This is a genomic window from Corynebacterium sp. MSK032, from assembly GCF_030232065.1.
GTDB lineage: Bacteria > Actinomycetota > Actinomycetes > Mycobacteriales > Mycobacteriaceae > Corynebacterium > Corynebacterium jeikeium_D.
The window spans coordinates 57537-81574 of record NZ_JASPJR010000011.1 but is presented as its reverse complement, the minus strand read 5'-3'; the positions used below and the strand labels follow the sequence as shown (position 1 = coordinate 81574).

The following is a 24038-nucleotide window of genomic DNA, read 5'->3' as shown; positions in this document are numbered from 1 at the left end:
CGATGACTAGTTTCTTCCTGCCTCGCTCGAAAGATGATTTCGTTGCGCTCGGCTATATGGCCGGGTGGAAGATTTTTGGTCTGCTGCCGGAACGCGTGGCCTACCGCATCGGCAACATAGCCGCCGATCGGGTAGCAGCAAATCCCACGACGACCCGCCAGCTTCGCAAGAACCTGGCTCGCGTTATGGGCTGTCCGCCTGAGGAAGTGCCGCAAGGGCTTATTCGGGCTTCCATGCGTTCCTATCTACGCTATTGGGTGGAGGCATTCCGGTTGCCCTCCATCGCCTCTCCAGAGCTGGCAGACACGGTCGAATCCACCAGCGATGGGCTCGAACGAGTTGCTGAGGCCCTCGAGGCCGGAGATTCCATCGTCATCCCACTGCCGCATTCTGGTAACTGGGATATGGCAGGTATGTGGCTCGTTTCCCGCCATGGCCGGTTCAGTACCGTGGCGGAACGGCTGAAGCCAGAGGTGCTTTACGACGCTTTCGTGGAGTACCGCGAATCCCTCGGATTCCACATTCTCCCGCTTACCGGTGGCAAACCCGCGATGCCGGAACTGCAGAAGCGATTGGAAGACGGTGGCGTTGTGTGCCTGCTGTCTGATCGTGACTTCGGCGGCCACGGGGTCCCGGTCACTTTTTTCGGCGAGCAGACGACAATGCCGGTCGGCGCGGCAAAGCTGGCACAGGACACGGGCGCTCGGCTTATGCCCGCGGGCCTGTCCTACACGCGCGATGGTTGGCGCTTTGTAGCGCATCCATTCGTGCCGACTGAGGGGCGCAATCTAGCTGACATTGTCCAAGACATCGCTACTGTTTTTGAATCTGATATTGCTCAGCATCCAGCGGATTGGCACATGATGCAGCCACTGTGGCCAGCGGATAAGAAGAGGTCAAAGTAGCCGTGCGAATCGGAATGGTGTGCCCGTACTCGTTCGATGTTCCAGGTGGGGTTCAAGCTCACGCGATTGACTTGTGTGAGGAGTTCATCCGCCGCGGCCACGAGGTCAGTCTTATCGGCCCGGCTAGCGCGCAGGCGGATGTGCCGGATTTCGTTATTCGAGGTGGTGCCGCCATCCCGATTCCGTATAACGGCTCAGTCGCTCGGCTGTCTTTTGGTCCCCGCACGAGCCGTCGAGTCCGCACATGGATCGAGGAAGGTAGCTTTGACATTCTTCATATCCATGAGCCGAATTCGCCCAGTTTTTCAATGCTGTCGTTAGTAAACTCGGTCGGGCCAATTGTCGCGACCTATCACTCTGCGGCGACGGACTCCCTAGCATTGAAGTTGGCCACGCCATTTTTGCGGAAGTACCTTGAACGCATTCGGGGAGGCATCGCTGTCTCGGAAGTGGCTCGTCGCTGGCAGGTTGAGCAACTCGGCGGCGACCCGGTTCTCATTCCCAATGGTGTCCGTGTTGGAGATTTTGAGTCCTGCCCGGCCGCCTCATCGTTGCCTGAGATCCCGCCACGGCGTGAGGGGGTCTATCGGCTCGTGTTCCTCGGACGCTTCGACGAATCTCGTAAGGGCTTTGACGTGTTGCTCGACGCGCTGCCGGCAATACGTGCAGAGATTCCACAGCTTGAGGTCTGTGTTGTTGGTGATGGTGATGTCGCGGCAGCTCGTCGTAAAGCGGGCAGAAACGCAGATGTCCTGCATTTCGTCGGCAGACTGTCGGAGGATGCTAAGGCGTCAATACTCGCCGATGCGGATGCGTACATTGCCCCGCAGCGTGGTGGAGAGAGTTTCGGCATCGTGCTGGTAGAGGCGATGGCGGCGGGTGCGCCGGTGATCTCCAGCGACATCGATGCGTTCAAACTCGTGCTTGACGACGGCCATTACGGGCTTCACTTTGAAAACGGTAACTCCGCAGACCTTGCGGATGCAGTCGTACGCCTTTTGACGCAGCCAAAGTTGGGGGAGGAGCTTCGCGCACTCGGGCATAAGCGGGCTTGGGAGTATGACTGGTCGCAGGTCGCCGACGGCGTTCTGCGTGTGTACGATACGGTGCGCATGGATGGCGAAAAGGTCGTCATTGCGCCATAGAGATTTCCGTCGTGGCAGCTGATTAAACGCAGCGGAGTGAAAGTGGGTTTTCGGTGGACGTAACCGTTCCAATCTGGGTCGTTGTCCTAGTCATTGCGCTGATTGTCGTACTCGTTGGCGGTTTGGTGGCTTCATCGACAGCGACGCGTTTGAACCGTATGCACATTCGCACGGACTTGGCGCGTTCTTCACTGGAAGCGGCGTTGGGGCGAAGGGCCGCAGTCGCTCGTGCCGCCTACCCGGAACTCGCCGGGGTAGTGGCGAAGGTGGAAGCCACACCACTTAGAGCCAACAACACTGGACAGCGCGCAGACGTGGAAAACGAACTGACTAGGAAAATTGTGGCGCTCTATGAGGAACAGCCCGTGGACCGAACGATGGCAATTGAGCTTTCTGACGCCCACACGCGGCTCGAGCTCGCCCGCCGTTTCTACAATGATGCGGTGACGGATACGAAAGCACTGCGAGCCAGGCCGCTAGTACGCGCGCTGCGGCTGGCGGGCACTGCACCCGAACCGGAATATTTCGATGTTGCAGACGGACTGACAACTGCTTAATTGTGGGAAAATTCGCTGTTGTGCTGGAAGTTCGCCGTGTTTTGTGACTCAATGAACAGCACTGTCTAGTTCAGGCGTTATAGTGTTAAACGACTACAAACGGTCACATTCACCAGTTTTATTAGGGAAGTAGGGTTCGTTGAGCACGGTTGAGAACAACTCCGGGCAGGGCACCGCACGCGTGAAGCGCGGTTTCGCTGAGATGATGAAGGGCGGCGTCATTATGGACGTCGTTACGCCGGAGCAGGCCAAGATCGCTGAAGATGCCGGCGCAACTGCCGTGATGGCGCTGGAGCGTGTCCCCGCCGATATTCGCGCAGAGGGTGGCGTGTCGCGTATGTCTGACCCGGACATGATCGAGGGCATTATCAATGCCGTCTCCATTCCGGTTATGGCCAAGGCCCGAATCGGCCACTTTGTTGAGGCACAGGTTCTGCAGTCCCTCGGTGTTGACTTCATTGACGAGTCCGAGGTTCTGACCCCGGCCGATTACTCGAACCACATCGACAAGTTCGAATTCACCGTGCCTTTCGTCTGTGGTGCGACCAACCTGGGTGAGGCTCTGCGCCGCATCAACGAGGGCGCTGCCATGATTCGCTCCAAGGGCGAGGCCGGTACCGGTGATGTCTCCAACGCTGTGACTCACATGCGCACCATCCGCGCTGAAATTAACCGTCTGCGTTCCATGGCTCCGGACGAGCTCTATGTTGCTGCCAAGGAGCTGCAGGCGCCGTACGAGCTGGTACGCGAGGTCGCTGAGACCGGTAAGCTACCGGTCGTGCTGTTCACCGCAGGTGGCATTGCGACTCCAGCTGACGCTGCAATGATGATGCAGCTCGGTGCCGAGGGCGTCTTTGTTGGTTCCGGTATTTTCAAATCCGGTGATCCGGAGAAGCGCGCCAAGGCTATCGTGCAGGCAACCCAGCACTACGATGACCCGAAGGTCATTGCAGATGTCTCTCGCGGTCTCGGCGAGGCGATGGTTGGCATCAACGTCGACGAGATTCCGCAGCCGCACCGACTCGCTGAGCGTGGCTGGTAAAAATGGCTAACATCCGCGAGGTATTAGATCTGGAACAGATTGACCGGGACATTTTCCGTGGCCCAGTCATTAAGTCAATCCTGCAGCGCACTTTCGGTGGCCAAGTTGCCGGCCAGTCCCTCGTCGCGGCGACGCGCACGGTGGGTAATATCTTCGCGGTGAACTCCCTCCACGCCTACTTTGTAGGCCCGGGTCGCCCCCATATCCCGACGGTGTACATGGTCAAGCGTATTCGCGATGGCCGGTCTTTCTGCCACCGCTCCGTCGAAGCTGTGCAAGATGGCCGTACGATTTTCGTCATGCAGGTCAGCTTCCACCGCAAGGGGGACGAGGGACTCGAGCACTCTGACGTGATGCGCAAGGTGCCAAATCCTGAAGATGTGGTCACAGACACCTCTGAGATGACGAACACCCGCCGCCTGCTCATGCGCGAGTGGGCGGATTGGGATATCCGGGTAGTGCCGGATGATCAGTTCGAACACAACAAGTACACCCCGTCCCAGCAGCTCGTGTGGTTCCGGTGCAAGGATCGCCTGCCGGATAACGAGACCTTCCACGTCTGCACGCTGGCGTACATGTCGGATATGACGTTGCTGTCATCGGCACTCGTTCCGCATCCAGGCGTTGAGGTCCAGGAAGCCAGCCTCGACCACGCAATGTGGTTTATGCGTCCGTTCCGTGCGGATGAATGGCTGCTCTACGACCAGATTTCGCCATCGGCGCACGCTGGTCGCGCACTGACTCACGGTCGCATCTTTAACCAAAAGGGCGAGCTCGTGGCCGTCGTCACGCAGGAAGGGCTGACCCGAAGCCTGGCCCCGGGTGTCGAGCCCGTGCCAGTGGCGACGAACTTCGACGCTCGCAGTGAGAACCTAGATTAATGACACAGGAAACAATCGGGATCCTCGCTCTTCAGGGCAACGTTGCCGAACACGGATATGTTCTCGACCAGCTCGGCGTCCCGCACCGAAAGGTGCGCTTGCCGCGTGACTTGGAAGGGCTTAGCGGGTTAATTTTGCCCGGCGGCGAATCAACGACCATGAGCAAGTTGATGGTCTTCAATGAGCTTGAAGATCCGCTGCGGGAAGCCCTCCGCGGTGGCCTTCCGGCATACGGCACCTGCGCAGGCATGATTTTGCTGGCCGACGAAGTGCTCGATACCCGTCCGGATGCCGTTAGCCTGGGAGCGATTGACATCACCGTCCGTCGTAACGCATTTGGCCGGCAAGTGGATTCCTTCGAAACTGACTTGGATATTCCGCAGCTGGCGATTGGCGGTGACCAGCCGCCTGTGCACGCCGCCTTTATTCGTGCTCCGTGGGTCGAGCGTGTCGGTGATGATGTTGAGGTGCTAGCGCGGGTGCCAGAATCGGCTGGAGAGACCGCAGGTACAGTGGTCGGAGTACGGCAGGGGTCTGCGATGGCCACCAGCTTTCACCCGGAGTCGACGGGGGAGACGCGGCTCCACGAGTTCTTTTTGCGAGAGCTTGTCGGCAATTAAATCCCCGGTTTGTATAATGAACACCTGACGAATTCCCATCTACATGGGTATTGACGAGAGGATTGGTAGGAACTAGCACATGGCGGGTCATTCAAAATGGGCAACCACAAAGCACAAGAAGGCTGCTAATGACGCCAAGCGCGCCAAAGAGTGGGCAAAGATGATCAAGAACATCGAGGTCGCGGCTCGTACCGGCGGCGGTGATCCTGCTGGTAACCCCACCCTCGATGACATGATTAAGAAGGCCAAGAAGGCCTCGGTTCCCAACGACAACATTGAGCGTGCCCGCAAGCGTGGTTCCGGCGAGGAGTCCGGCGGTGCTGACTGGGAGACCATTGTCTACGAAGGCTATGCACCTGGTGGCGTCGCTTTGATTGTGGAGTGCCTGACGGATAACCGTAACCGTGCTGCTTCCGATGTGCGCTCGGCGTTCAACAAGAACAACGGCAACATGGCGGACAACGGCGCCGTGGCGTACCTCTTCGAAAAGAAGGGTGTCGTCGAGTTGCCGAAGGGCGAGCTGACCGAGGATGACCTGCTCATGGCGGTTCTCGATGCCGGTGCAGAGGAAGTCAACGACCTGGGTGAAAAGTTCGAGGTTGTCTCCGCCTTTACCGATCTGATGAATGTCCGCACCGCTCTTGTCGATGCCGAAATGGAGTATGACTCCGCAGATCAGGACTACCGGGCTTCTACCACGGTCGCTCTCGATGCTGACGGTGCACGCAAGCTCTTCCGTCTGATTGACGCTCTCGAAGAGTCCGACGACGTGCAGAACGTCTACTCGAACGCCGACATCAGCGACGAGGTTATCGCCGAACTCGACGACTAGGCGTTTGCTTGGCGACGGTTCCGCTGACCGGCTTCCCGGCGTTAAAGGGGTGCCCGCGCAGGGTAGTCCGCAGCGCTGAATTGCTCGGCGAGCTGGTGTCAACAGAAAGTCCCCATAGGAAAGCAGTCCGATGGGGATTGGTTTTGATGGGCGGCCTAGGAGAACCACTGAGTAGGAGGTCCGGCCATCAGCAACAGTGTGAAGACCACCGCGAGAACAATCAAGATGACGAACGCCGAGATAAAGGGGCGACGAATAATCATGGCGAGTGCCCACTCGAATATGCCCTGTGGCTCCTCGGCTTCGTCGGTAAAGCGCCAGGGCCGATCCAGAAGGCCTGCCTTCAGGGTGTTTCGTTCAAACGGATAGGTTGCGAATGGAATGATAGAAGAGGCGAGGCCGATGACACCGCGGCCAAAGCTCCACTGCTGGTTAATCCACACCATGATGGTGGTGACTACGTAGCACAGGAACGTAAAGCCGTGGATGCTGCCGAAGATAGTGGTGGCGACGTCCGTGACTTTGAGCAGGTACTTCAGCGCCAGGCCTAAAAGCAGCAGAGCCCACGTGACCATTTCAGCTGCAGCGAGAATGCCGTAGAGCTTCTTCGGTGAATTCATGGTGTTAAACGTATCAGAACCAACGGTTGGTACTCCTTCTAGCTACGATACAAACAGCTGTTCGAAATATGGTATTAGTGGAGGAGTGAATTATCGAGCTGGATCTCTGCGGGTGATGGGCATCGACCCTGGCCTTACTCGTTGTGGTCTCTCCATTGCGGAAGGCGCTCAGGGCAGGAAAGTCATTCCCATTGCTGTGGGGGTCGCCCGCACACCAACCACGGCATCGTTGGAGGATCGTCTTTTACGGCTTTCCAATGCCGTGGAGCAGTGGATGGATGAGTACGAGCCGGACGTGGTTGCGATGGAACGGGTATTCGAGCGCGGCAACGTGTCCACTGTGATGCAGACGGCGCACGCGGTTGGCGTCCTTGTCCTCGCTGCGGCGAGACGCGGCTTGGAAGTGCATATGTACACGCCATCGGAGGTGAAGAAGGCGCTCACCGGCAACGGTCGAGCTGATAAGAAGCAGATGACCATGATGGTGACGAGAATCCTCGGGTTGGAAACTCCGCCAAAACCTGCAGATGCAGCGGATGCTTTGGCCATCGCTATCTGCCACTGTTGGCGTGGTCCGGTTCTGCAACGCCAGCGCGACACCTTGGCTGCGCTTGCGAAGCAGCACGAGGAGCGGGAATTGGAGCTTTCTCGCCGTGAGAATCGCTCGCGGTAGGGGAGCTTGCTAGAGAACACTTGTGAGTTCGGCGTTTATCGCGGTGTCTTTAGGGAAGCCGTAGTGAAAGGAATTGTGAGAAGTGATTGCATCTCTTCGCGGTGAAGTTATCGACCTCGGTGCGGACTATTGCGTTATCGAGTGCGGTGGTGTCGGGCATTTGGTCACCATTACAGGCAGGCTAGCTTCCCAGTTGGTGAGGCATGAGCAGACTTTCATGTTGACCACAATGGCGGTTCGTGAAGATGCGATTACGCTCTTTGGTTTTGCCAACTCGCAGGAACGTGAGATGTTTGCGCTCTTGCGCACTGTCTCTACAGTGGGGCCAAAGGTGGCGATGTCAGTTCTTTCGGTACTGTCGCCGGCCGAGATTGCCAATGCGGTTGCCTCAAAGAATGCCAAGGCTCTGCAGGCGGCTAACGGCGTCGGCAAGCGATTGGCGGAGCGCCTGTTGGTTGAGTTGAAGGATAAGGTCGAGGTTTTCGCGGATAGGGCGGTATCCCAGCCGGAGGAAGCTGCAAGCGGAGCAGCGCCTGGCATTGTTTTGAAGGCAGATCTGGACCAGGTCGTTGGTGCTTTGGTCGGGCTTGGGTTCCCGGAAGCTGATGCGAATGAGGCAGCGGAAACCGTTGTTCGGATTGATCCGACCTTGGATACATCGATGGCGCTGAAGGCGGCGCTAAAGACATTGGGCGAGAAGTAAATCCAGGTCGAGGACCTGCAGCTACATTGATGATGAAAATTGGCAGTGCACTAGGATGAGGGGACTATGAGCGATATAGAGCGCACGGAGTTTAACGTGTCGGGCAATCCCTTCAGGGACTCTTTAGGTGGGGCAGCCAACGACCATTTTGGCGGTGGGGGAAATGGTGCACAACGTGATGTCGATGCCCGCGCTCAGGTCGAGGAAGTCGATGCGGAATCGAACCTGCGACCAAAGTCGTTAGGGGAGTTCATCGGCCAACCCAAGGTCCGCGAACAGCTGGATTTGGTGCTTTCCGGGGCACGGGGGCGAAATGTGACTCCGGACCACATTCTGCTGTCGGGACCTCCCGGGCTGGGTAAGACCACCATGGCCATGATTATTGCGCAGGAGATGGGGAGCTCCTTGCGAATGACCTCCGGTCCGGCGCTTATTCGCGCTGGCGATTTGGCAGCAATGCTGTCGAACATGCTCGAGGGCGATGTCCTGTTTATCGATGAGATTCACCGCATTGCCAGGCCAGTGGAAGAAATGCTGTACATGGCAATGGAAGATTTCCGTATTGATGTCATCGTAGGCAAAGGGCCTGGAGCTACGTCGATTCCACTCGAGATTCCACCATTCACGTTGGTCGGTGCGACGACGCGCTCGGGTATGCTGACTGGCCCACTGCGTGACCGCTTTGGTTTTACCGCGCAGATGGAGTTCTATGAGGTCGAAGATCTGACAAAGGTGGTTACCCGTGCCGCTGGGATCCTCGGGGTAGACATCAGCCCAGAGGCTGCAGTGGAGATTGCGTCGCGTTCGCGCGGTACACCGCGAATTGCCAACCGTCTGCTGCGTCGCGTCCGCGATTTCGCCGATGTCCACTCCGGTGGCGTTATTGATCTTGGTGCGGCTAAGGCAGCGCTGATTGTGTTCGATGTCGACGAGCTGGGGCTCGACCGTCTGGATCGGGCAGTGCTGACAGCCCTGGTCAAGGGACACGGCGGTGGGCCGGTGGGGGTAAACTCGCTGGCACTGGCAGTGGGTGAAGAGCCCTCGACCGTGGAAGAAGTGTGCGAACCCTACTTGGTACGTGCAGGAATGATTGCGCGCACATCCCGTGGACGCGTGGCAACTGCCCGAGCATGGCGGCACTTGGGGCTACAGCCCCCGGAGGGCACTATCGGAGAATAACTTTCTCATCGACCCGCCCGGGTCAGTGTGGAATTGCTAGCTGGCAATTCGTTAAACTCGGCAGACATGAATCAAACTATTCTCCTCCTACTTATTTTCTTGTTCCTGGCGCTGCCAATTTGGCAGATCATCAAGCAGAACAAGCAGGTGCGCACCATCCGGGACATGCAGGATAAGTTGGCCCCGGGCGCGGAGGTCATCACCGGTTCCGGTATGCATGGTGTCGTCGTTGATACGACCGAAACAACCGTCGACCTAATCATCGCTGACGGCATCGTGACCCGTTGGGAAAAGGGTGCCATTGCCCGCAACCTCACCACCGGTACCGGAGCGAGCTACGCTCACCGTGATCGACGTGGCCGTGTTTCCGATGCGCCAGATGACCACGTCGGCGATGTCCAAGAAATCACCGGCCACGGCCCTGCTGACAATGCAGCTTCGGACATCAATGAGCAGGTCGAGAACCCGAATACCCCGAGTAATCCGGATACCTCGGGTCCAGACGATTCCACTTCCACCGAAAAGTAGTAGCAGTTTTTGTACGCCCACGCCCTGCCGGTTTGCATGCATCCAGGCTGCAGCGTTAGCGGGCGCGCCCCAGGTTTCGCCGTCGGCAAGCGTGGGAAGATTTTCACTAAACAGGTACAAGTCAAAACCGGCGCAGGCCGCTAAATCGGTTATCCTCTAGCGGTTGGTGTTTATAGCCTTGCTTGGCGACGCCCGCAATGCCCCTACCTGGTATTGCGCGAGTTCGCGGTGCAGTTATAGACACGCGTTTCAACCCGAAACGTTCAAGTACCTAAACGTCACGATTCAGGAGACTTTGCTTTGAACAGCAAATCCAGATCTGGTGCGATTACATTCAAGAGGAACTGGCCACAGTGGCTGTTGGCGCTGTTTGTCAGCTTCCTTATCCTTACGTACGCACTCGTCTTTTTCACCGGCGGCGGATCGGCCAAGCCAAAGTTGGGTATCGATTTGCAGGGCGGTACCCGAGTAACCCTGGTACCGCAGGGCGAAAAGCCGACCCGCGATCAGCTCGACCAGGCTCGCAAGATTCTGGAGAACCGCGTAAACGGCATGGGTGTCAGCGGCGCTCAAGTTGTCACTGACGGTGACACCCTAGTCATCACCGTGCCGGGTGAAGACTCCCAGGAGGCACGTTCCCTCGGACAGACTTCGCAGCTGTTTTTCCGTCCGGTAGAGCAGCCCACGCAGGGCCCTGATGAAGCTGCCTTTGGTGAAGTAGTCAAAAAGACCGCAGAGGACTGGGTTTCGGTCGGTGTCCTGTCGAAGGAGGACGCCACCAAGCGCGTCGATGGCCTGTACAAGGACATGAACGAGACGCAGAAGCGTGCAATTGATGCCTTCAAGTCACAGAACCCGGACCAGCCGGTCCCGGAGGAACTGTCCAAGTCGCTGGGCGAGGCCCCGAAGCTGGACGCAACGGCTCCGGCAAAGCCGGCGAACTCGATTGAAGCGGCAGAGCTGCGTACGAAGGTTCGTGACGTGCTGTTGGCGACTCGCCAGTCCGACGATCCAACGACACAGTTTGCAGCCGCTGCGCTAATGACCTGCGATAACCGCGATGCAGTTGATCCGCTACAGGGTGCCGATGACCCGGCCAAGCCGCTGGTGACCTGTGCGCCAGAAGGCGGTAAGGCAATCTTCCTGGGCAAGGCTCCTCTGTTGATTGGGCAAGACGACGAGGTCAAGGGCCAGCGTCTGTCCGGCGATGCTATCGACACCAATGCGCCGATTAGCGGTGGCTACGATCAGCAGTCTGGTCAAATCCAGGTCTCCTTTAGCTTCAAGTCCGGTAAGAACGACACCGGCGCTCGTACCTGGACCAAGCTGACCAATGACTACCTGCAGCAGCAGGTCGCCATCGTGTTGGACTCGAAGGTTATTTCCGCGCCGGTGATTCAGGAGGCAACCCCGGTCGGTTCAGCTACTCGAATCACGGGTGATTTCACTATCGATGAGGCACAGGCGCTGGCGAATAACTTGCGTTACGGCGCACTGCCACTGTCCTTCGCAGGTGAGGACGGCGAGCCGGGCGGTACCACTACGACCATTCCAGCCATGCTGGGGTCGGCCTCCCTGGAGGCCGGTCTGCTTGCCGGCATTATCGGTATTGCTCTGATTGTCGTCTACGCAATCGTTCTTTACCGAGGCCTCGGAGCCATCTCGCTGGTTTCACTGGCAGCAGCTGGTGCGATGGTCTACGGCGTACTCGTGCTGCTCGGTCGCTGGATTGGCTACTCACTCGATCTCGCTGGTATCGCCGGTATCATCATTTCCATCGGCGTGACAGCTGACTCCTTTATCGTCTTCTTCGAACGCATTAAGGATGAGATTCGTGCGGGTAGGACTTTCCGCTCTGCGGTACCGCATGCTTGGCGACGAGCACGGCGTACGATCCTGTCGGGTAACTTTGTGTCCATCATTGCGGCTGTGGTCCTCTACATCCTGGCTGTTGGCGATGTGCGTGGTTTCGCATTCACGCTTGGTCTTTCCACGGCATTCGATATTGTGACCGCCTTCCTGGTGACTGCGCCACTGGTCATTCTGGCTACTCGCAAGTGGCCGGCACTGTCCAAACCATCCATGAATGGCTTTGGTTCAGTCATGGAGGTCGCTAACAGGAACAAGTCCGTAGCTACCGGTAAAAAGGCTGTCACCTCCAATGCAGCCGCCAGTGCAGTTGCCGACACCGCTTCGGCTGACTCCGGCGCGAATGAGGGGAAGTAGGAATCCATGAATACTACTCAGACGAATCCGGCGCTGACTAGCGAAAATGACGCGGCTAACGAGGACTCATTCTTCCGCCGCCTCTACACCGGCGAGGGTGGAATCAACATCGTCGGTAATCGGAAGCGCTGGTACCAGATTGCGATTGCCGTCATTGTCGTTGCTTTAGCATCGATGCTGATTCGAGGGTTCAGCTTCGGTATCGATTTCGAGGGCGGCACCAAGATGACTATGCCGCCTGCGTCAGTGTCGACTGAACAGGCTGAGGAGGTCTTCACCGACGCCACCGGCGTCAAGCCGGAGTTGGTGCAGATCATCGGTTCTGGCGAAGGCCGCATTCTGGAAATCACCTCAGAGAAGCTGACTCAGGACGAGATTAATAGTGCTCGCGTCGCACTGAACGACGCATTCAAACCCGTCGACGCACAGGGGGAGCAGACCCCGGATGCGATTGGTGACTCGACCGTTTCGGAGTCGTGGGGCTCGTCGATTACCAACCGCATGCTGCTGGCTGCAGTAGTGTTCTTGGGCTTGGTATTCGCCTACATCACTATCCGCTTCGAGCGTGACATGGCCATTTCTGCCATCCTCGCCCTGGCCGTGGACGCAATCGTGATTATGGGCATCTACGCGCTGATCGGCCTTGATGTCACCCCGGCCACCATTATCGGTCTCCTGACCGTGCTGTCGTTCTCGCTGTACGACACCGTCGTGGTCTTCGACAAAGTCGACGAGAATACGGCAGGCTATCGTTCATCGACACGTAGAAGTTACGCCGAGCTGGTGAATCTGGCTGTCAACCAAACCATCATGCGTTCTATCAACACCACAGTGTCGACGCTGCTGCCAATCCTGGCACTGATGATTATCGCCGTGGGCATGCTGGGTGTCGGTACGCTGAAGGATTTGGCGCTGGTCCAGCTCATCGGCATTATTCAGGGCACGTTCTCCTCGATTTTCCTGGCTTCGCCGCTGTTGGTAACGCTCAAGTCGCGTCAGCGTGAATACCGCAAGCATGATGAAGCGGTGCTGGCCGCTCGCACAAAGGTATCTGCTGGGGAAGACTCGAACACTGAGTCGGCTGCCGCCGATGCCGCGGAGGGCACGGGCGCGGAAGACGCGTCGACAAGCGAAATGGAACAGTCGACGCCGAAACGAACGGTGAAGACTCCGAAGCTTGAGGGCGATGAAAACAAGCCGCTGTCCTGGCGTCCGGGGCAGTAGGAGGTAGCGCCTCCCAGTGGTTCGGGTGAAACTACTTTAAAAGCGCATTGTGCGGGTATCGTTGACAGGTACCCGCACTTTTTCTTTTTGCCGAAAAGGAGCTTAAACCTGTGTCGTATGCACACGCGCGTGAGGCATTAGCTGATCAGATTCGGTTTGTGCCCGATTTTCCAGTTGAGGGCGTACTGTTCGAGGACCTGACGCCGGCGCTTGCCGACGCCACGACGTTCGCCCTGCTTGTGGACGAGATTTCCGCCAAGGTGGAAGAGTTCGGGGCCGATATTATCGGCAGCCTCGATGCGCGTGGATTCCTGCTGGGTTCTGCGGTGGCATACAAGCTCGGACTGGGAGTGCTCGCTATTCGTAAGAAGGGCAAGCTCCCACCACCTGTGCTGACGGAGACCTATGAACTGGAATACGGTACGGCCGCGCTTGAGATTCCGGCTAGTGGGTTTGAGCTGAAGGGCAAGAAGGCCGTACTTGTCGACGATGTGTTGGCAACTGGTGGCACCCTGTGTGCAGCTCGCGCCCTGCTAGAGACAGCTGGTGTCGAGGTGACCGGGCTGTGCACCGTGCTGGAGGTTGAAGGCATGGGCGCTCGGGAGAAGCTTGCTGATCTGCCTCTGTACGTGGTTAATAAGGGGTGAATGAGCCATGGCTGAAGGGCCCGCACGCCGTTATGGTGCTCGCCTAGCGCGAAGCCTTACCGGAAACAGAACGAAGACCCGCCCGGTGCTAGATCCCCTTGTCGCGGTGCATCGGCAGGTGCATCCGCGCGCGGATTTAGCTGTGCTTCAGCGTGCCTACGATACCGCCGAGCGCCTTCACGACGGCGTGTACCGGAAATCCGGCGAGCCATACATCACTCACCCGCTTGCAGTCGCCACTATTGCCGCCGAGATTGGTATGGATACCACCACGCTGGTGGCGGCGCTGCTGCATGACACGGTCGAGGACACCGATTACACGCTGGAGGACCTGGAACGGGACTTCGGCCCAGAGGTCGCGCGCCTAGTCGACGGCGTGACCAAATTGGACAAGGTTGCGTTGGGCTCCGCCGCCGAGGCAGAGACCGTGCGAAAGATGATTATCGCCATGAGCCAGGACCCGCGCGTGCTGGTTATCAAGGTGGCCGACCGACTGCATAACATGCGCACAATGCGTTTCCTGCCGCCGGAAAAGCAGGCTAAGAAGGCCCGCGAGACCCTCGAGGTGATTGCACCCCTGGCGCATCGTTTGGGAATGGCCAGCGTGAAGTGGGAGTTGGAAGATCTCTCCTTCGCCATCTTGTACCCGAAGAAATACGACGAGATTGTGCGTTTGGTCGCAGACCGAGCGCCGCAGCGGGACCGGTACATCCAGGAAGTCTCCGAGATGATTCAGAAGGATCTGAAGGAGTCTCACATTGCTGCTGAGGTACAGGGCAGGCCGAAGCACTACTGGTCGATTTATCAGAAGATGATTGTCCGCGGCCACGAGTTCGACGAGATTTTTGACCTGGTCGGACTTCGAGTTCTGGTGGACACGACCAAGGACTGCTACGCCGCCATGGGTGCCGTCCACTCGCTATTCAAACCCATGCCGGGGCGATTCAAGGACTATATTTCCGCGCCGCGCTTCGGGGTTTACCAGTCGTTACACACAACGGTCATTGGTCCAGGTGGGGCCCCGCTAGAAGTGCAGATTCGCACCCATGAGATGCACTACAACGCTGAGTACGGCATTGCCGCACACTGGCGCTACAAGGAAACAAAAGGCTCTCATAAGGGAGATTCCGCCGAAGTCGATCAGATGGCGTGGATGCGTCAGCTGCTGGATTGGCAGCGCGAGGCCGCAGATCCTAACGAGTTCCTGGACTCGCTGCGCTATGATCTCTCAGTCACTGAAATTTTTGCGTTCACGCCGAAGGGTGATGTCATCACTTTGCCCGCGGACTCCACGCCGGTCGACTTTGCCTACGCGGTCCATACTGAGGTTGGCCACCGCTGTATTGGTGCCAAGGTCAACGGCAAGTTGGTGGCGTTGGAATCACCGCTAAAAACCGGTGACCGCGTCGAGATTTTCACGTCCAAGGATGCCCATTCTGGTCCGTCCAAGGACTGGGAGAAGTTCGTTAAAACTCCCCGTGCGCGGGCAAAGATTCGCCAGTGGTTTGCCAAGGAGCGACGCGAGGAGGCACTCGATGCCGGACGCGATGCGCTGGCGGCAGAGGTACAGCGCGGTGGTCTGCCGATGCACCGCCTGTTCACTCCGGCGTCCATCAAGCAGATTGCCTCCGAGCTGCACTATGCGGATGTCGATGCGCTCTATACCGCGATTGGTAAGGGGCAGGTATCGGCTCAGCATGTGACGCACCGTCTGATGGCGCAGTTCTCGAGCACAGACGATGCCGAAGAGCAGTTGGTCTCGCGCACTCCGATTTCGAAGATGAGTGTGCACAATACTCCGCGTCGCGCCGACAGCACCGGCGTGCTTGTGGAGGGCAGTGCGGATATGGCTGCCAAGTTGGCCAAGTGCTGTACACCGGTGCCTGGCGATGCCATCTTTGGTTTCGTCACCCGCGGTGGCGGTGTCAGCGTGCACCGCACGGATTGCACCAATGCGGAAAAACTCCACCAGGAACCCGAGCGCATTATCGAGGTCTCCTGGGCGACAGATTCCTCCGGCACAGTGTTCATGGTCACGGTGCAAATCGAAGCACTTGACCGTCACGGACTGCTCTCGGAGATTACTCGCGTCTTCTCCGATCAGAAGGTCTCAATCCTGTCGACGTCCTCCCATACCTCCGATGACCGCGTTGCCGTAATGCGTTTTAGCTTCGAGGTTTCGGACACTAAGCAGATGGGCTATATCTTCAACATTCTGCGCGGTGTCGAGGGAGTCTTCGATGTCTACCGCATTACTTCTGGTCAGTAGCCGGTTTATCAGCGCATCGATATGTGAATAAAGATTGAGGCCGCGTCGGTATTAAAACAGGGCCAAGGTGAAACACCTTGGCCCTGTTTTTGATGAATTTCTCAATCAGTTAGTTGAGTCAACTACTTGACTTCCGCCTTCTCAATACGGACTTCCTTAGCTGGCTTACCGTCAGAGGTACCTCCACCCTCGATACCATTCTTCGCAATGTCCGCAACCGTCTTGGTGCCCTCGTCAGTCATGGAGCCAAGCACGGTGTACTGCGGTGGCAGCTGAGAATCTGCCCAGTTGAGGAAGAACTGGCTGCCGTTGGCATCCGGGTCGCTCGGGTTTGCCATGGCGATAGAGCCCTTCGGGTACACCAACGGGGTGTTCTGATCCAGACCGGAATCCTTGACCGGCCACTCGCCAGCGAACTTGAAGCCCGGGCCGCCGGTACCGGTACCAGTCGGGTCACCACACTGCAGAACGTTCAGGCCACCACCGGTGATACGGTGGCACACGGTGTCGTTGAAGTAGTTGGACTTGGCCATGTGCTCAATCGCATTGACACCGCAAGGTGAAATAGCGCGGTCCAACTCCATCGGAATGTCGCCCTGGTTAGTCTTCAGAGTGATGGTTACCGTGCCAGTGGCGGGAACGTTGTCGGTAGCTGGCTTATCGATGTCCTTCGATGCCTCGCCATCATCCGGGTAGTCACAGGTCACGGTTTCCGGAAGCGGGGAAGAGCGCTTCATCGGAACCTTTTCACCGCTGACGGGAGTAGCTGTCAGAGCTGCAGGTTCGACGGGAGTCGTGGATTCATCAGCGGCCTCATTGTCGTCAGCGCCGCCAGCCGTGGTCAGCAGGTAGATTCCGCCACCGATAAAGAGCAGGATAGCCAAGGTGGTTACGACAACACCCAGTGGCTTCAGCTTCTCGGCACGTGCACGGCGCTTAAGTTCGCGCTCGAGCGCCCGCATCGCATCTTTGCGCCTTTGCTCATTACTGGCCACTAGTCTATCTCCGTATCTGTTAGTCATCTATTGCTGGTGACGGAACACCAGCGGACGATTTTGCCCATTGATAGTGACCGAATTTGAAGTAAAAGCTCAGTCGGTCACCGTCGTGTACACAATCGACCATTATGCCCGGAGTCGGTTCTCATTTGCGAGATGACAGGCCAAGTCGGCATGGGAAAGGGCGTTCCGCTTTAGCACGTAGAGCTTCGACAGCTTCTTTGATGCCGACATCGGGGTGTTGGCGACGGTACTTCTTCACCTTCTCCGGCGTGATGCAGCTCTTACTTCTGCCTGTGCCTTCGACAACACGACTACGACAACGGCGAGTTAGACTCCTCGCACCCAGGCTTATTGCGGCTGACATGAAAAGGATGAAGGCCAGTCGCGGATAACCTGCTAGAGCCGTTCCCACAGCTGTCAGGATGAAAAAGGTGATAGTGGCTGAGTACGTAATCTGCATAAAAGTTTCCAATCGTCAGTTCCAATTGCCAAGAACAGTTCTACGAGTTTCGCCACCTATCAGCCGTCGTTTTAGCGGGAACTTAACAGCGTGATAAATGAACCCAGCTCGAGCCAAGCAGACACTCGATAGAATGTGCGCTATGGAGATATTTGGATTTGCAGCCGGCCCTTTTCAGACCAACTGCTACGTGGCAACAGGCGCTCCGGAGATGGACGATTTGGCTACCCCGTGCGTGATTGTTGACCCGGGCATGGGAGCGTTCGAGGTAATACGCGGCGAGGTTGAAAAGCGAGATTGGAAGCCGGAAGCAATTCTGCTGACCCATGGTCATATCGACCACGTCCGCGATGTCGCGGAGGCCGCCGACTTCTGGGATATCCCTGTCTTCATTCACGAAAGCGACAATGTGTTGCTGGCCAATCCGAAACTCGGCGGTTCTTCTTTCGGACACCTCTTTGACATCGAATCCATGCAGGCTTATACAAAAGCTGGTTTCTTCGAAGATGGCGACGAAGTTAAGTGGGCAGGGTTAAATTTCGAAGTCATTCACGCACCGGGTCACTCTCCGGGGTGCGTAATGCTGCGCGCTTCCGATGGGGAAGATGAGATTATCTTCAGCGGGGATGTCCTCTTTAAGGGGGCTATCGGTCGCGTAGATTTACCGGGCAGTAGTCCGGAGCACATGCAGCAGTCGTTGAAGGATAAGGTCCTCCCGCTGGCGAATGACCTCATGATTCTTCCGGGCCATGGCTCCGCATCGTCGATAGGCGAGGAGCGCGAGACCAACCCCTTCCTGCAAAACCTCACCTAGCCTGGCTGACACGTCGTGAGAGTTGGCAGGTAGAGTTAGCGGAGTGAACTCTAGCCAGAAGCCAAAGAAGTTGAAGCCGTTCTCCGCGCCCAAGGGCGTGCCGGATTACGTCCCGCCGGTCTCCCGCGAATTCGAGGCGGTGCGGAACTCATTCCAGCACCGCGCACGACTCGCGGGCTATGAGCACATTGAGCTGCCAATTTTCGAGGAAACCGGGCTTTTTGCACGCGGCGTAGGTGAATCGACGGACGTCGTCACCAAGGAGATGTACACGTTCGCCGACCGCGGCGACCGCTCGGTCACCCTGCGCCCGGAGGGGACTGCAGGCGTAATGCGCGCGGTCATTGAGCACAATCTCGACCGCGGTCAGCTGCCGGTCAAGCTTTCCTACGCGGGGCCGTTCTTCCGCTATGAACGCCCGCAGGCCGGCCGTTACCGTCAGTTGCAGCAGGTGGGCGTAGAGGCAATCGGCGTCGATGATCCCGCGCTGGACGCTGAGGTTATCGCGCTTGCCGACGCATGCTTCCGCGGCATCGGCCTGGAAGGATTCCGGCTTGAGCTGACAAGCCTCGGTGACAACACCTGTCGTCCCGAATACCGCGCTAAGCTGCAGGAATTCTTGTTTGACCTGCCTTTGGATGAGGAAACGCGCCACCGTGCAAACATCAATCCGCTGCGCCTCCTCGACGATAAGCGACCGGAAATGCAGGAAATGCTCGCCGACGCGCCACTGATGTTGGACCACCTTTCTGATACCGCTCGCAGCCACTTTGAATCGGTGACTGGGCTGCTGGATGACATGAAGGTGCCCTATGTCATCAATCCGCGAATGGTGCGCGGATTGGACTACTACACCAAGACGTGCTTCGAGTTTGTTCACGACGGCCTTGGTGCGCAGTCGGGTATCGGTGGCGGTGGTCGCTACGACGGGCTGATGGCGCAGCTCGGCGGCCAAGAGCTGTCTGGAATTGGCTTTGGCTTGGGTGTGGATCGTGCGCTGCTCGCACTGGAAGCCGAGGGCAAGCAGGCCAGCGATGGTCGACGCGTCGATGTCTATGGTGTTGCACTCGGTGAAGAAGCCGCTCACGCTATGGCGGTACAGATCAATAAGCTGCGCCAAGCGGGTATCCGCGCGGATATGTCCTACGGTGGCCGCGGGCTGAAGGGTGCAATGAAGGGTGCCGATCGCGCTGGAGCCCGATTTGCGTTGGTCCTCGGCGAGTCTGAATTGGCCGCGGGCGAGGTTCAGCTGAAGAACCTCGAGTCCCACGAGCAGCACGCGGTGACCCTAGATGCGCTGGTTCAGGAGTTGCAGTCGCGCATCTAGGAAACGTGCATTTGTTGAGTGCGGAGTCTAGCTGTAGACGCCGCGCTCGAGAGTGTCGCACTGAGACATCTTTCCTGACTTGTAGCCGGTGAGGAATGCCTTCGTACGCTGTTCAGCCGAGCCGTGGGTCCAGGAGTCCGGTTGAACACCACCGCCGGAATGCTGCTGGATGGTGTCATCGCCAATGGCCTTCGTAGTTTTGAGGGCATCGGCAACTTGCTCGTCGGAAAGCGGTTCGAGGATTGCGTCCGGCCCCTTGTCCGCGTAGTGAGCCCAGATACCCGCATAGCAGTCTGCCTGCAGCTCAATCTTTACGGCATCGGAATCGGGGCCAGGCTCGTTGTAGTTACTGCGGCCGAGCGTACGCTCCAAATTTTGGATATGGTGACCGAATTCGTGGGCTACGACATACTCCTGCGCGAGCGGGCCGTTGCCTCCGCCCATGCGCTCCAGGGTGCTAAAGAACTCCGTGTCGAAGTAGGCCGTTTGATCGGCGGGGCAGTAGAACGGGCCGGTGGACGAGGACGCCGCGCCGCAGCCCGACTGAGTGGAGCCTTCAAAGAGGACTAGGCCTGGGTTTGTGTACTTGATGCCGGCCTGTGCGGGGAGTTGCTCCGCCCACACCTGGTCGACGGAAATGCCGGTGAATTCCATCCGGCAATCGATGCGGCTGTTGGCATCTTCGCCGGTCTTGCAGGGATCCTCACCAGGGGACTGCTGTGCAGTCTGAGAGGACTGATTGTTCTGGGCACCTGTCAGCTGTCCCAATTGTCCCGGGTCACCGCCGAGAAGTAAGTACAGGCCAATGAGGACAAGGCCGCCGATGCCGCCACCGCCTACTGCAATAGCGCGGCCACCACCCGAGCGTCGCTCGGCACGAGCCGAGCTCTTTTGGAAGTCATTCCGGAAGGTCATAGGAGTAAGACTATTGCATAGGGTTCGGAAAACGGGCCATTGAATAGCGCTGCGTCATAGTATCCGCATGTAAATCAACGTCAGGATCTACGGAGAACTTTGTCTAAGTGAGTACATGAAGCCCGAGGTAGGCCCAAGGCGATGACCGGTAATAAGCAAAATAGCCGGGGTCTTCTTCTCACCTTTCTGGCTTCAAGGTAGACTACACGGACGAAACCGCTATCCACAGCGTTAATCCCTATAGCACCAATTTTGGAAGGACCAATTCGCAGTGCTTCGTACGCATCTTGCCGGAGACCTCCGCGCTGACCTCGCCGGCAGCACAGTAACCCTGACCGGTTGGGTAGGACGCCGCCGTGACCATGGTGGCGTGATCTTCATCGACATGCGTGACCGCTCCGGTTACGCCCAGGTTGTGTTCCGCAACAGCGAAGTTGCTGAGCGTGCACACCACCTGCGCAGCGAATACTGCATTCAGGTCACCGGTGTCGTTGAGAAGCGCCCGCAGGGCTCCGAAAACCCGAACCTGGCATCGGGTGAAATTGAGGTCAATGTTACGGAGCTGACCATCCTCAACGAGTCGGCGGCATTGCCGTTCCAGCTCGAGGATGTTGGAACTTCTGGCACTGTCGGCGAGGAAGCCCGCCTGAAGTACCGCTACCTAGACCTACGCCGTGAAGGCCCGGCCAAGATTATGCGTCTCCGTGCGGCTGTCAACCGCGCAGCCCGTAAGGTGCTGGACAGCCACGACTTCACCGAAATCGAGACCCCGACGTTGACTCGCTCTACGCCGGAAGGTGCTCGTGACTTCGTGGTGCCGGCTCGTTTGAAGCCGGGCACTTTCTACGCACTGCCGCAGTCCCCTCAGTTGTTCAAGCAGCTGCTTATGGTCGCTGGCATGGAGCGCTACTACCAGATCGCCCGCTGCTACCGAGATGAGGACTTCCGCGCTGACCGCCAGCCGGAGTTCACTCAGCTCGACGTTGAGATGAGCTTCGCCGAGCAGGACGATGTCATTGCGCTGGCAGAAGAGATTCTGGTTGCTATCTTCGCCGAGGCCGGTGTCACTGTTCAGACCCCGATTCCACGCATGACCTTCAAGGAGGCCATGGAGAAGTACGGTTCTGACAAGCCGGACCTGCGCTTCGACATTCCGCTGGTGGAGTGCACCGAGTTCTTCAAGGACACCACTTTCCGTGTCTTCCAGAACGATTACGTCGGTGCAGTTGTTATGGACGGTGGCGCATCGCAGCCTCGTCGTCAGCTCGACGCTTGGCAGGATTGGGCCCGCCAGCGCGGCGCAAAGGGCTTGGCCTACATCCTTGTTGGGGAGGACGGCACTCTGGGCGGCCCGGTTGCCAAGAACATTACTGACGCAGAGCGTGAAGGCATCGCGGCGCACGTAGGCGCGAAGCCGGGTGACTGCATCTTCTTCGCTGCAGGTGACGCTAAGAGCTCCCGTGCACTGCTGGGTGCTGCTCGTGGAGAGATTGCCAAGAAGCTCGGCCTTATCAAGGAAGGCGACTGGGCATTCACCTGGGTCGTCGACGCACCGTTGTTCGAGCCGGCTGCCGACGCTACCGCTTCCGGTGACGTTGCCCTGGGCCACTCGCAGTGGACTGCTGTGCACCACGCCTTCACCTCGCCGAAGCCAGAGCACATGGATACCTTCGACAAGGATCCTGGCAACGCACTGGCTTACGCCTACGACATCGTCTGCAACGGTAACGAAATTGGTGGCGGCTCCATTCGTATTCACCGCCCAGATGTCCAGAAGCGCGTCTTCGATGTTATGGGCATCGGCGAGGAAGAGGCACAGGAGCAGTTCGGCTTCCTGCTGGATGCCTTCCAGTACGGCGCTCCGCCGCACGGTGGTATCGCATTCGGTTGGGACCGTATCGTTTCCCTGCTGGCCGGCGTTGACTCCATTCGCGAAGTTATCGCCTTCCCGAAGTCCGGTGGCGGCGTTGATCCGTTGACTGACGCCCCGACTCCGATTACCGCTCAGCAGCGCAAGGAGACCGGTATCGACTTCAAGCCGAAGCCAAAGCAGAAGGCAGACGGCGTTAAGGCAGCAGCCGACGCAGGCGACAGCAAGTAAACAAAGAAATCACATTGCGAGGAATGTGATCTGCCACTCCAGCGTGAACAGCGCGAGTGGCGCCAATTCCTCCTAACCAAGGCGGTACTGGCCACAACGCAACATCCGTATCGCCTGACTGAAACTGGCTCATTGAAAGGGCATTCAATGGAGTACTCGGACGACGCTGCAGCAGAAGTTGACAGCGTAGTTAAAGATGCAGAGACACTGCTTTCCGCACGATTCGGCGGCACTCCAGTGTTGTCGGATCCAGAAGTACTTACAGGTCAGTCAAACGCTCTTGTTGTCCGCGTACGGGTCGCCACAAATCCCTTTATGCAGGAACGCACGGTCGTCGTAAAGCAAATTCCTACGACGACTGAAGGCGTCGATCCCGCCGTTTTACGGGAAGTCGTGGCGTACCAGTTCATCAATACACTGCCTGACGACGTCCGCCCGGGGCCTCAGCTTCTTGCTTACGATGTTTCAAAGCAGCTATTGGTTCTCAGCGACGTCGGTGTCGTGGACACTCTTGCGGACGTCCTCTTTCGTGGCGATGAAGAGCGACGATTGCGCGCATTCCGCAGCCTCGGCGCTTCGCTGGGTCGGATGCATATTCACACGCATACTCGTGAAGAGGGATTTGAGACCCTGCGTCGTCGTATGTGGGTGAAGAACAAGGTCGATCGCGAGGCTCTCGAGGCGCGTGACCACGGCATTGTGTCGGGGATTCGCTTTGGTATGCGAGCTGTCGAGGGGTCCGGCATTCCTGTTCCCGACGCTGTGCGCTCTTTCGGTGAGGATGCTGCTCGTCGAATTGAGAAGGGCACGCATAGGGCGTTTACTCCGTTTGACCTCGCCCCGGACAACATTCTGCTGGCGGATAAGGTCCAGTTCCTCGACTATGAGTGGGCTGGTTACCGCGATGTCATCTTCGACGTGGCCAGCGTCGTCGCAGGCTTCCCGCTGCACGTTTTCGTGGAGCGTCCATCGGAGGCAGAGGTCGACGTGTTTGTCCGTGCCTGGATGGAAGAGATTCGTGACCATTGGTATCGCGGCACGAGCGACCGCCGTTTGATGGCGTTCATCGCTGCGGCGTTGCTCGGTTGGTTTTTCATCTCCGCAACGGTTTCCTTCTTCGGTTCTCCAAAACAAGCGCTGTGGGTGGGGCATGAAGGACGCACGGACCTGAAGCCGGAAGTTGGCGGCTCAGCACTGGAGCGGCGCGACATGGCTAACACGGCTCGCGCGATTGCACAGTTCGCCCATAAGTGTGAGGACGATCGTGCCGACGAGCTGGAACAGTTCGCGCATGCAGTCATCGATTTCTTAGAGCAAGAGGAAGGCTAGGGCACACGTGGCGGATCCGAATAAGCTGCCGTCAGGCGGT

At 58.0% G+C, this 24038-nt stretch carries 22 protein-coding genes; 19 read left to right on the top strand and 3 right to left on the bottom strand.

The features are described from left to right. The first annotated feature begins 2 nt into the window (after positions 1-2). From QP995_RS07755 to QP995_RS07725, 7 genes are all read left to right on the top strand, one after another. Positions 3-905, top strand: a complete 903-nt coding sequence (locus QP995_RS07755; RefSeq protein ID WP_070429454.1) for a phosphatidylinositol mannoside acyltransferase — start codon at positions 3-5, stop codon at positions 903-905. Between the two features lie 2 nt (positions 906-907). Next, positions 908-2050, top strand: a complete 1143-nt coding sequence (locus tag QP995_RS07750; protein ID WP_070767465.1) for a glycosyltransferase family 4 protein — start codon at positions 908-910, stop codon at positions 2048-2050. 53 nt (positions 2051-2103) lie between these two features. Further along, positions 2104-2607, top strand: a complete 504-nt coding sequence (locus QP995_RS07745) for an NUDIX hydrolase (protein WP_070595762.1) — start codon at positions 2104-2106, stop codon at positions 2605-2607. 139 nt (positions 2608-2746) lie between these two features. Then, the gene (pdxS, locus tag QP995_RS07740; protein ID WP_049172998.1) at positions 2747-3649 is read left to right on the top strand and encodes a pyridoxal 5'-phosphate synthase lyase subunit PdxS; all 903 of its coding nucleotides are present in this window, start codon (positions 2747-2749) and stop codon (positions 3647-3649) included. A 2-nt stretch (positions 3650-3651) separates the two neighbouring features. Further along, positions 3652-4530, top strand: coding sequence for an acyl-CoA thioesterase (locus QP995_RS07735; RefSeq protein ID WP_284853084.1), 879 nt, complete (start codon positions 3652-3654; stop codon positions 4528-4530). Beyond that, positions 4530-5150 carry a pyridoxal 5'-phosphate synthase glutaminase subunit PdxT gene (pdxT, locus tag QP995_RS07730; RefSeq protein ID WP_070852285.1) on the top strand — a complete coding sequence of 207 codons (621 nt, stop codon included), beginning with the start codon at positions 4530-4532 and terminating at the stop codon, positions 5148-5150. Before QP995_RS07735 ends, pdxT begins: the two co-directional genes overlap by 1 nt. 79 nt (positions 5151-5229) lie before the next feature. Next, positions 5230-5982 (top strand): YebC/PmpR family DNA-binding transcriptional regulator, encoded by a 753-nt coding sequence (locus QP995_RS07725; RefSeq protein WP_049172992.1) that lies wholly within the window; start codon positions 5230-5232, stop codon positions 5980-5982. Between the two features lie 155 nt (positions 5983-6137). Here QP995_RS07725 and QP995_RS07720 read toward each other — a convergent pair whose 3' ends face one another. Further along, positions 6138-6602 carry a DUF3817 domain-containing protein gene (locus tag QP995_RS07720; RefSeq protein WP_070852283.1) on the bottom strand — a complete coding sequence of 155 codons (465 nt, stop codon included), beginning with the start codon at positions 6600-6602 and terminating at the stop codon, positions 6138-6140. A 115-nt stretch (positions 6603-6717) separates the two neighbouring features. On the opposite strand from QP995_RS07720, the gene ruvC reads away from it, so the two are divergent. The 8 genes from ruvC to QP995_RS07680 all read left to right on the top strand — a co-directional run bounded on the left by ruvC (position 6718) and on the right by QP995_RS07680 (position 16051). Then, positions 6718-7275, top strand: coding sequence for a crossover junction endodeoxyribonuclease RuvC (gene ruvC / locus QP995_RS07715; protein ID WP_049172989.1), 558 nt, complete (start codon positions 6718-6720; stop codon positions 7273-7275). An 82-nt stretch (positions 7276-7357) separates the two neighbouring features. Continuing rightward, positions 7358-7978, top strand: a complete 621-nt coding sequence (gene ruvA, locus QP995_RS07710) for a Holliday junction branch migration protein RuvA (RefSeq protein WP_048731308.1) — start codon at positions 7358-7360, stop codon at positions 7976-7978. 66 nt (positions 7979-8044) lie between these two features. Next, complete coding sequence (ruvB, locus tag QP995_RS07705) at positions 8045-9157, top strand: Holliday junction branch migration DNA helicase RuvB (protein ID WP_284853083.1); 1113 nt, start codon at positions 8045-8047, stop codon at positions 9155-9157. Positions 9158-9223: 66 nt separating this feature from the next. After that, the gene (gene yajC, locus QP995_RS07700; protein ID WP_284827005.1) at positions 9224-9685 is read left to right on the top strand and encodes a preprotein translocase subunit YajC; all 462 of its coding nucleotides are present in this window, start codon (positions 9224-9226) and stop codon (positions 9683-9685) included. Positions 9686-9985: 300 nt separating this feature from the next. Then, positions 9986-11911, top strand: a complete 1926-nt coding sequence (gene secD, locus QP995_RS07695) for a protein translocase subunit SecD (protein ID WP_284853082.1) — start codon at positions 9986-9988, stop codon at positions 11909-11911. Between the two features lie 6 nt (positions 11912-11917). After that, positions 11918-13135, top strand: a complete 1218-nt coding sequence (secF, locus tag QP995_RS07690; protein WP_284853081.1) for a protein translocase subunit SecF — start codon at positions 11918-11920, stop codon at positions 13133-13135. Positions 13136-13245: 110 nt separating this feature from the next. After that, positions 13246-13782: an adenine phosphoribosyltransferase gene (locus QP995_RS07685; protein WP_049172976.1), complete on the top strand. Its 537-nt coding sequence runs from the start codon at positions 13246-13248 to the stop codon at positions 13780-13782. Positions 13783-13789: 7 nt separating this feature from the next. Continuing rightward, positions 13790-16051: a RelA/SpoT family protein gene (locus tag QP995_RS07680; protein WP_284853080.1), complete on the top strand. Its 2262-nt coding sequence runs from the start codon at positions 13790-13792 to the stop codon at positions 16049-16051. Between the two features lie 122 nt (positions 16052-16173). Here the strand turns inward: QP995_RS07680 and QP995_RS07675 are convergent, their stop codons facing one another. After that, the gene (locus QP995_RS07675) at positions 16174-17013 is read right to left on the bottom strand and encodes a peptidylprolyl isomerase (RefSeq protein WP_284853079.1); all 840 of its coding nucleotides are present in this window, start codon (positions 17011-17013) and stop codon (positions 16174-16176) included. Positions 17014-17654: 641 nt separating this feature from the next. On the opposite strand from QP995_RS07675, the gene QP995_RS07670 reads away from it, so the two are divergent. Next, a complete protein-coding gene (locus QP995_RS07670) occupies positions 17655-18326 on the top strand; it encodes an MBL fold metallo-hydrolase (RefSeq protein ID WP_070852278.1) in 672 nt (223 codons plus the stop codon). 43 nt (positions 18327-18369) lie between these two features. Further along, the gene (hisS, locus tag QP995_RS07665) at positions 18370-19653 is read left to right on the top strand and encodes a histidine--tRNA ligase (RefSeq protein WP_256881617.1); all 1284 of its coding nucleotides are present in this window, start codon (positions 18370-18372) and stop codon (positions 19651-19653) included. A gap of 27 nt (positions 19654-19680) precedes the next feature. Here hisS and ypfJ read toward each other — a convergent pair whose 3' ends face one another. Next, positions 19681-20568, bottom strand: a complete 888-nt coding sequence (gene ypfJ, locus QP995_RS07660; protein ID WP_070601477.1) for a KPN_02809 family neutral zinc metallopeptidase — start codon at positions 20566-20568, stop codon at positions 19681-19683. A gap of 271 nt (positions 20569-20839) precedes the next feature. On the opposite strand from ypfJ, the gene aspS reads away from it, so the two are divergent. Both aspS and QP995_RS07650 read left to right on the top strand, forming a co-directional pair. Beyond that, positions 20840-22669, top strand: a complete 1830-nt coding sequence (gene aspS / locus QP995_RS07655; RefSeq protein ID WP_284853078.1) for an aspartate--tRNA ligase — start codon at positions 20840-20842, stop codon at positions 22667-22669. A gap of 147 nt (positions 22670-22816) precedes the next feature. Then, complete coding sequence (locus QP995_RS07650) at positions 22817-23998, top strand: phosphotransferase family protein (protein WP_016422694.1); 1182 nt, start codon at positions 22817-22819, stop codon at positions 23996-23998. The last annotated feature ends 40 nt before the right edge of the window (positions 23999-24038 follow it).

Bases quoted from the DNA above. Each gene is read 5' to 3' on its own strand.
- QP995_RS07755 (WP_070429454.1), top strand. From the start codon at position 3: ATGACTAGTTTCTTCCTGCCTCGCTCGAAAGATGATTTCGTTGCGCTC.
- QP995_RS07735 (WP_284853084.1), top strand. From the start codon at position 3,652: ATGGCTAACATCCGCGAGGTATTAGATCTGGAACAGATTGACCGGGAC.
- pdxT (WP_070852285.1), top strand. From the start codon at position 4,530: ATGACACAGGAAACAATCGGGATCCTCGCTCTTCAGGGCAACGTTGCC.
- QP995_RS07725 (WP_049172992.1), top strand. From the start codon at position 5,230: ATGGCGGGTCATTCAAAATGGGCAACCACAAAGCACAAGAAGGCTGCT.
- QP995_RS07720 (WP_070852283.1), bottom strand. From the start codon at position 6,602: ATGAATTCACCGAAGAAGCTCTACGGCATTCTCGCTGCAGCTGAAATG.
- ruvC (WP_049172989.1), top strand. From the start codon at position 6,718: ATGGGCATCGACCCTGGCCTTACTCGTTGTGGTCTCTCCATTGCGGAA.
- ruvB (WP_284853083.1), top strand. From the start codon at position 8,045: ATGAGCGATATAGAGCGCACGGAGTTTAACGTGTCGGGCAATCCCTTC.
- yajC (WP_284827005.1), top strand. From the start codon at position 9,224: ATGAATCAAACTATTCTCCTCCTACTTATTTTCTTGTTCCTGGCGCTG.
- secF (WP_284853081.1), top strand. From the start codon at position 11,918: ATGAATACTACTCAGACGAATCCGGCGCTGACTAGCGAAAATGACGCG.
- QP995_RS07680 (WP_284853080.1), top strand. From the start codon at position 13,790: ATGGCTGAAGGGCCCGCACGCCGTTATGGTGCTCGCCTAGCGCGAAGC.
- QP995_RS07675 (WP_284853079.1), bottom strand. From the start codon at position 17,013: ATGCGGGCGCTCGAGCGCGAACTTAAGCGCCGTGCACGTGCCGAGAAG.
- QP995_RS07670 (WP_070852278.1), top strand. From the start codon at position 17,655: ATGGAGATATTTGGATTTGCAGCCGGCCCTTTTCAGACCAACTGCTAC.
- ypfJ (WP_070601477.1), bottom strand. From the start codon at position 20,568: ATGACCTTCCGGAATGACTTCCAAAAGAGCTCGGCTCGTGCCGAGCGA.
- QP995_RS07650 (WP_016422694.1), top strand. From the start codon at position 22,817: ATGGAGTACTCGGACGACGCTGCAGCAGAAGTTGACAGCGTAGTTAAA.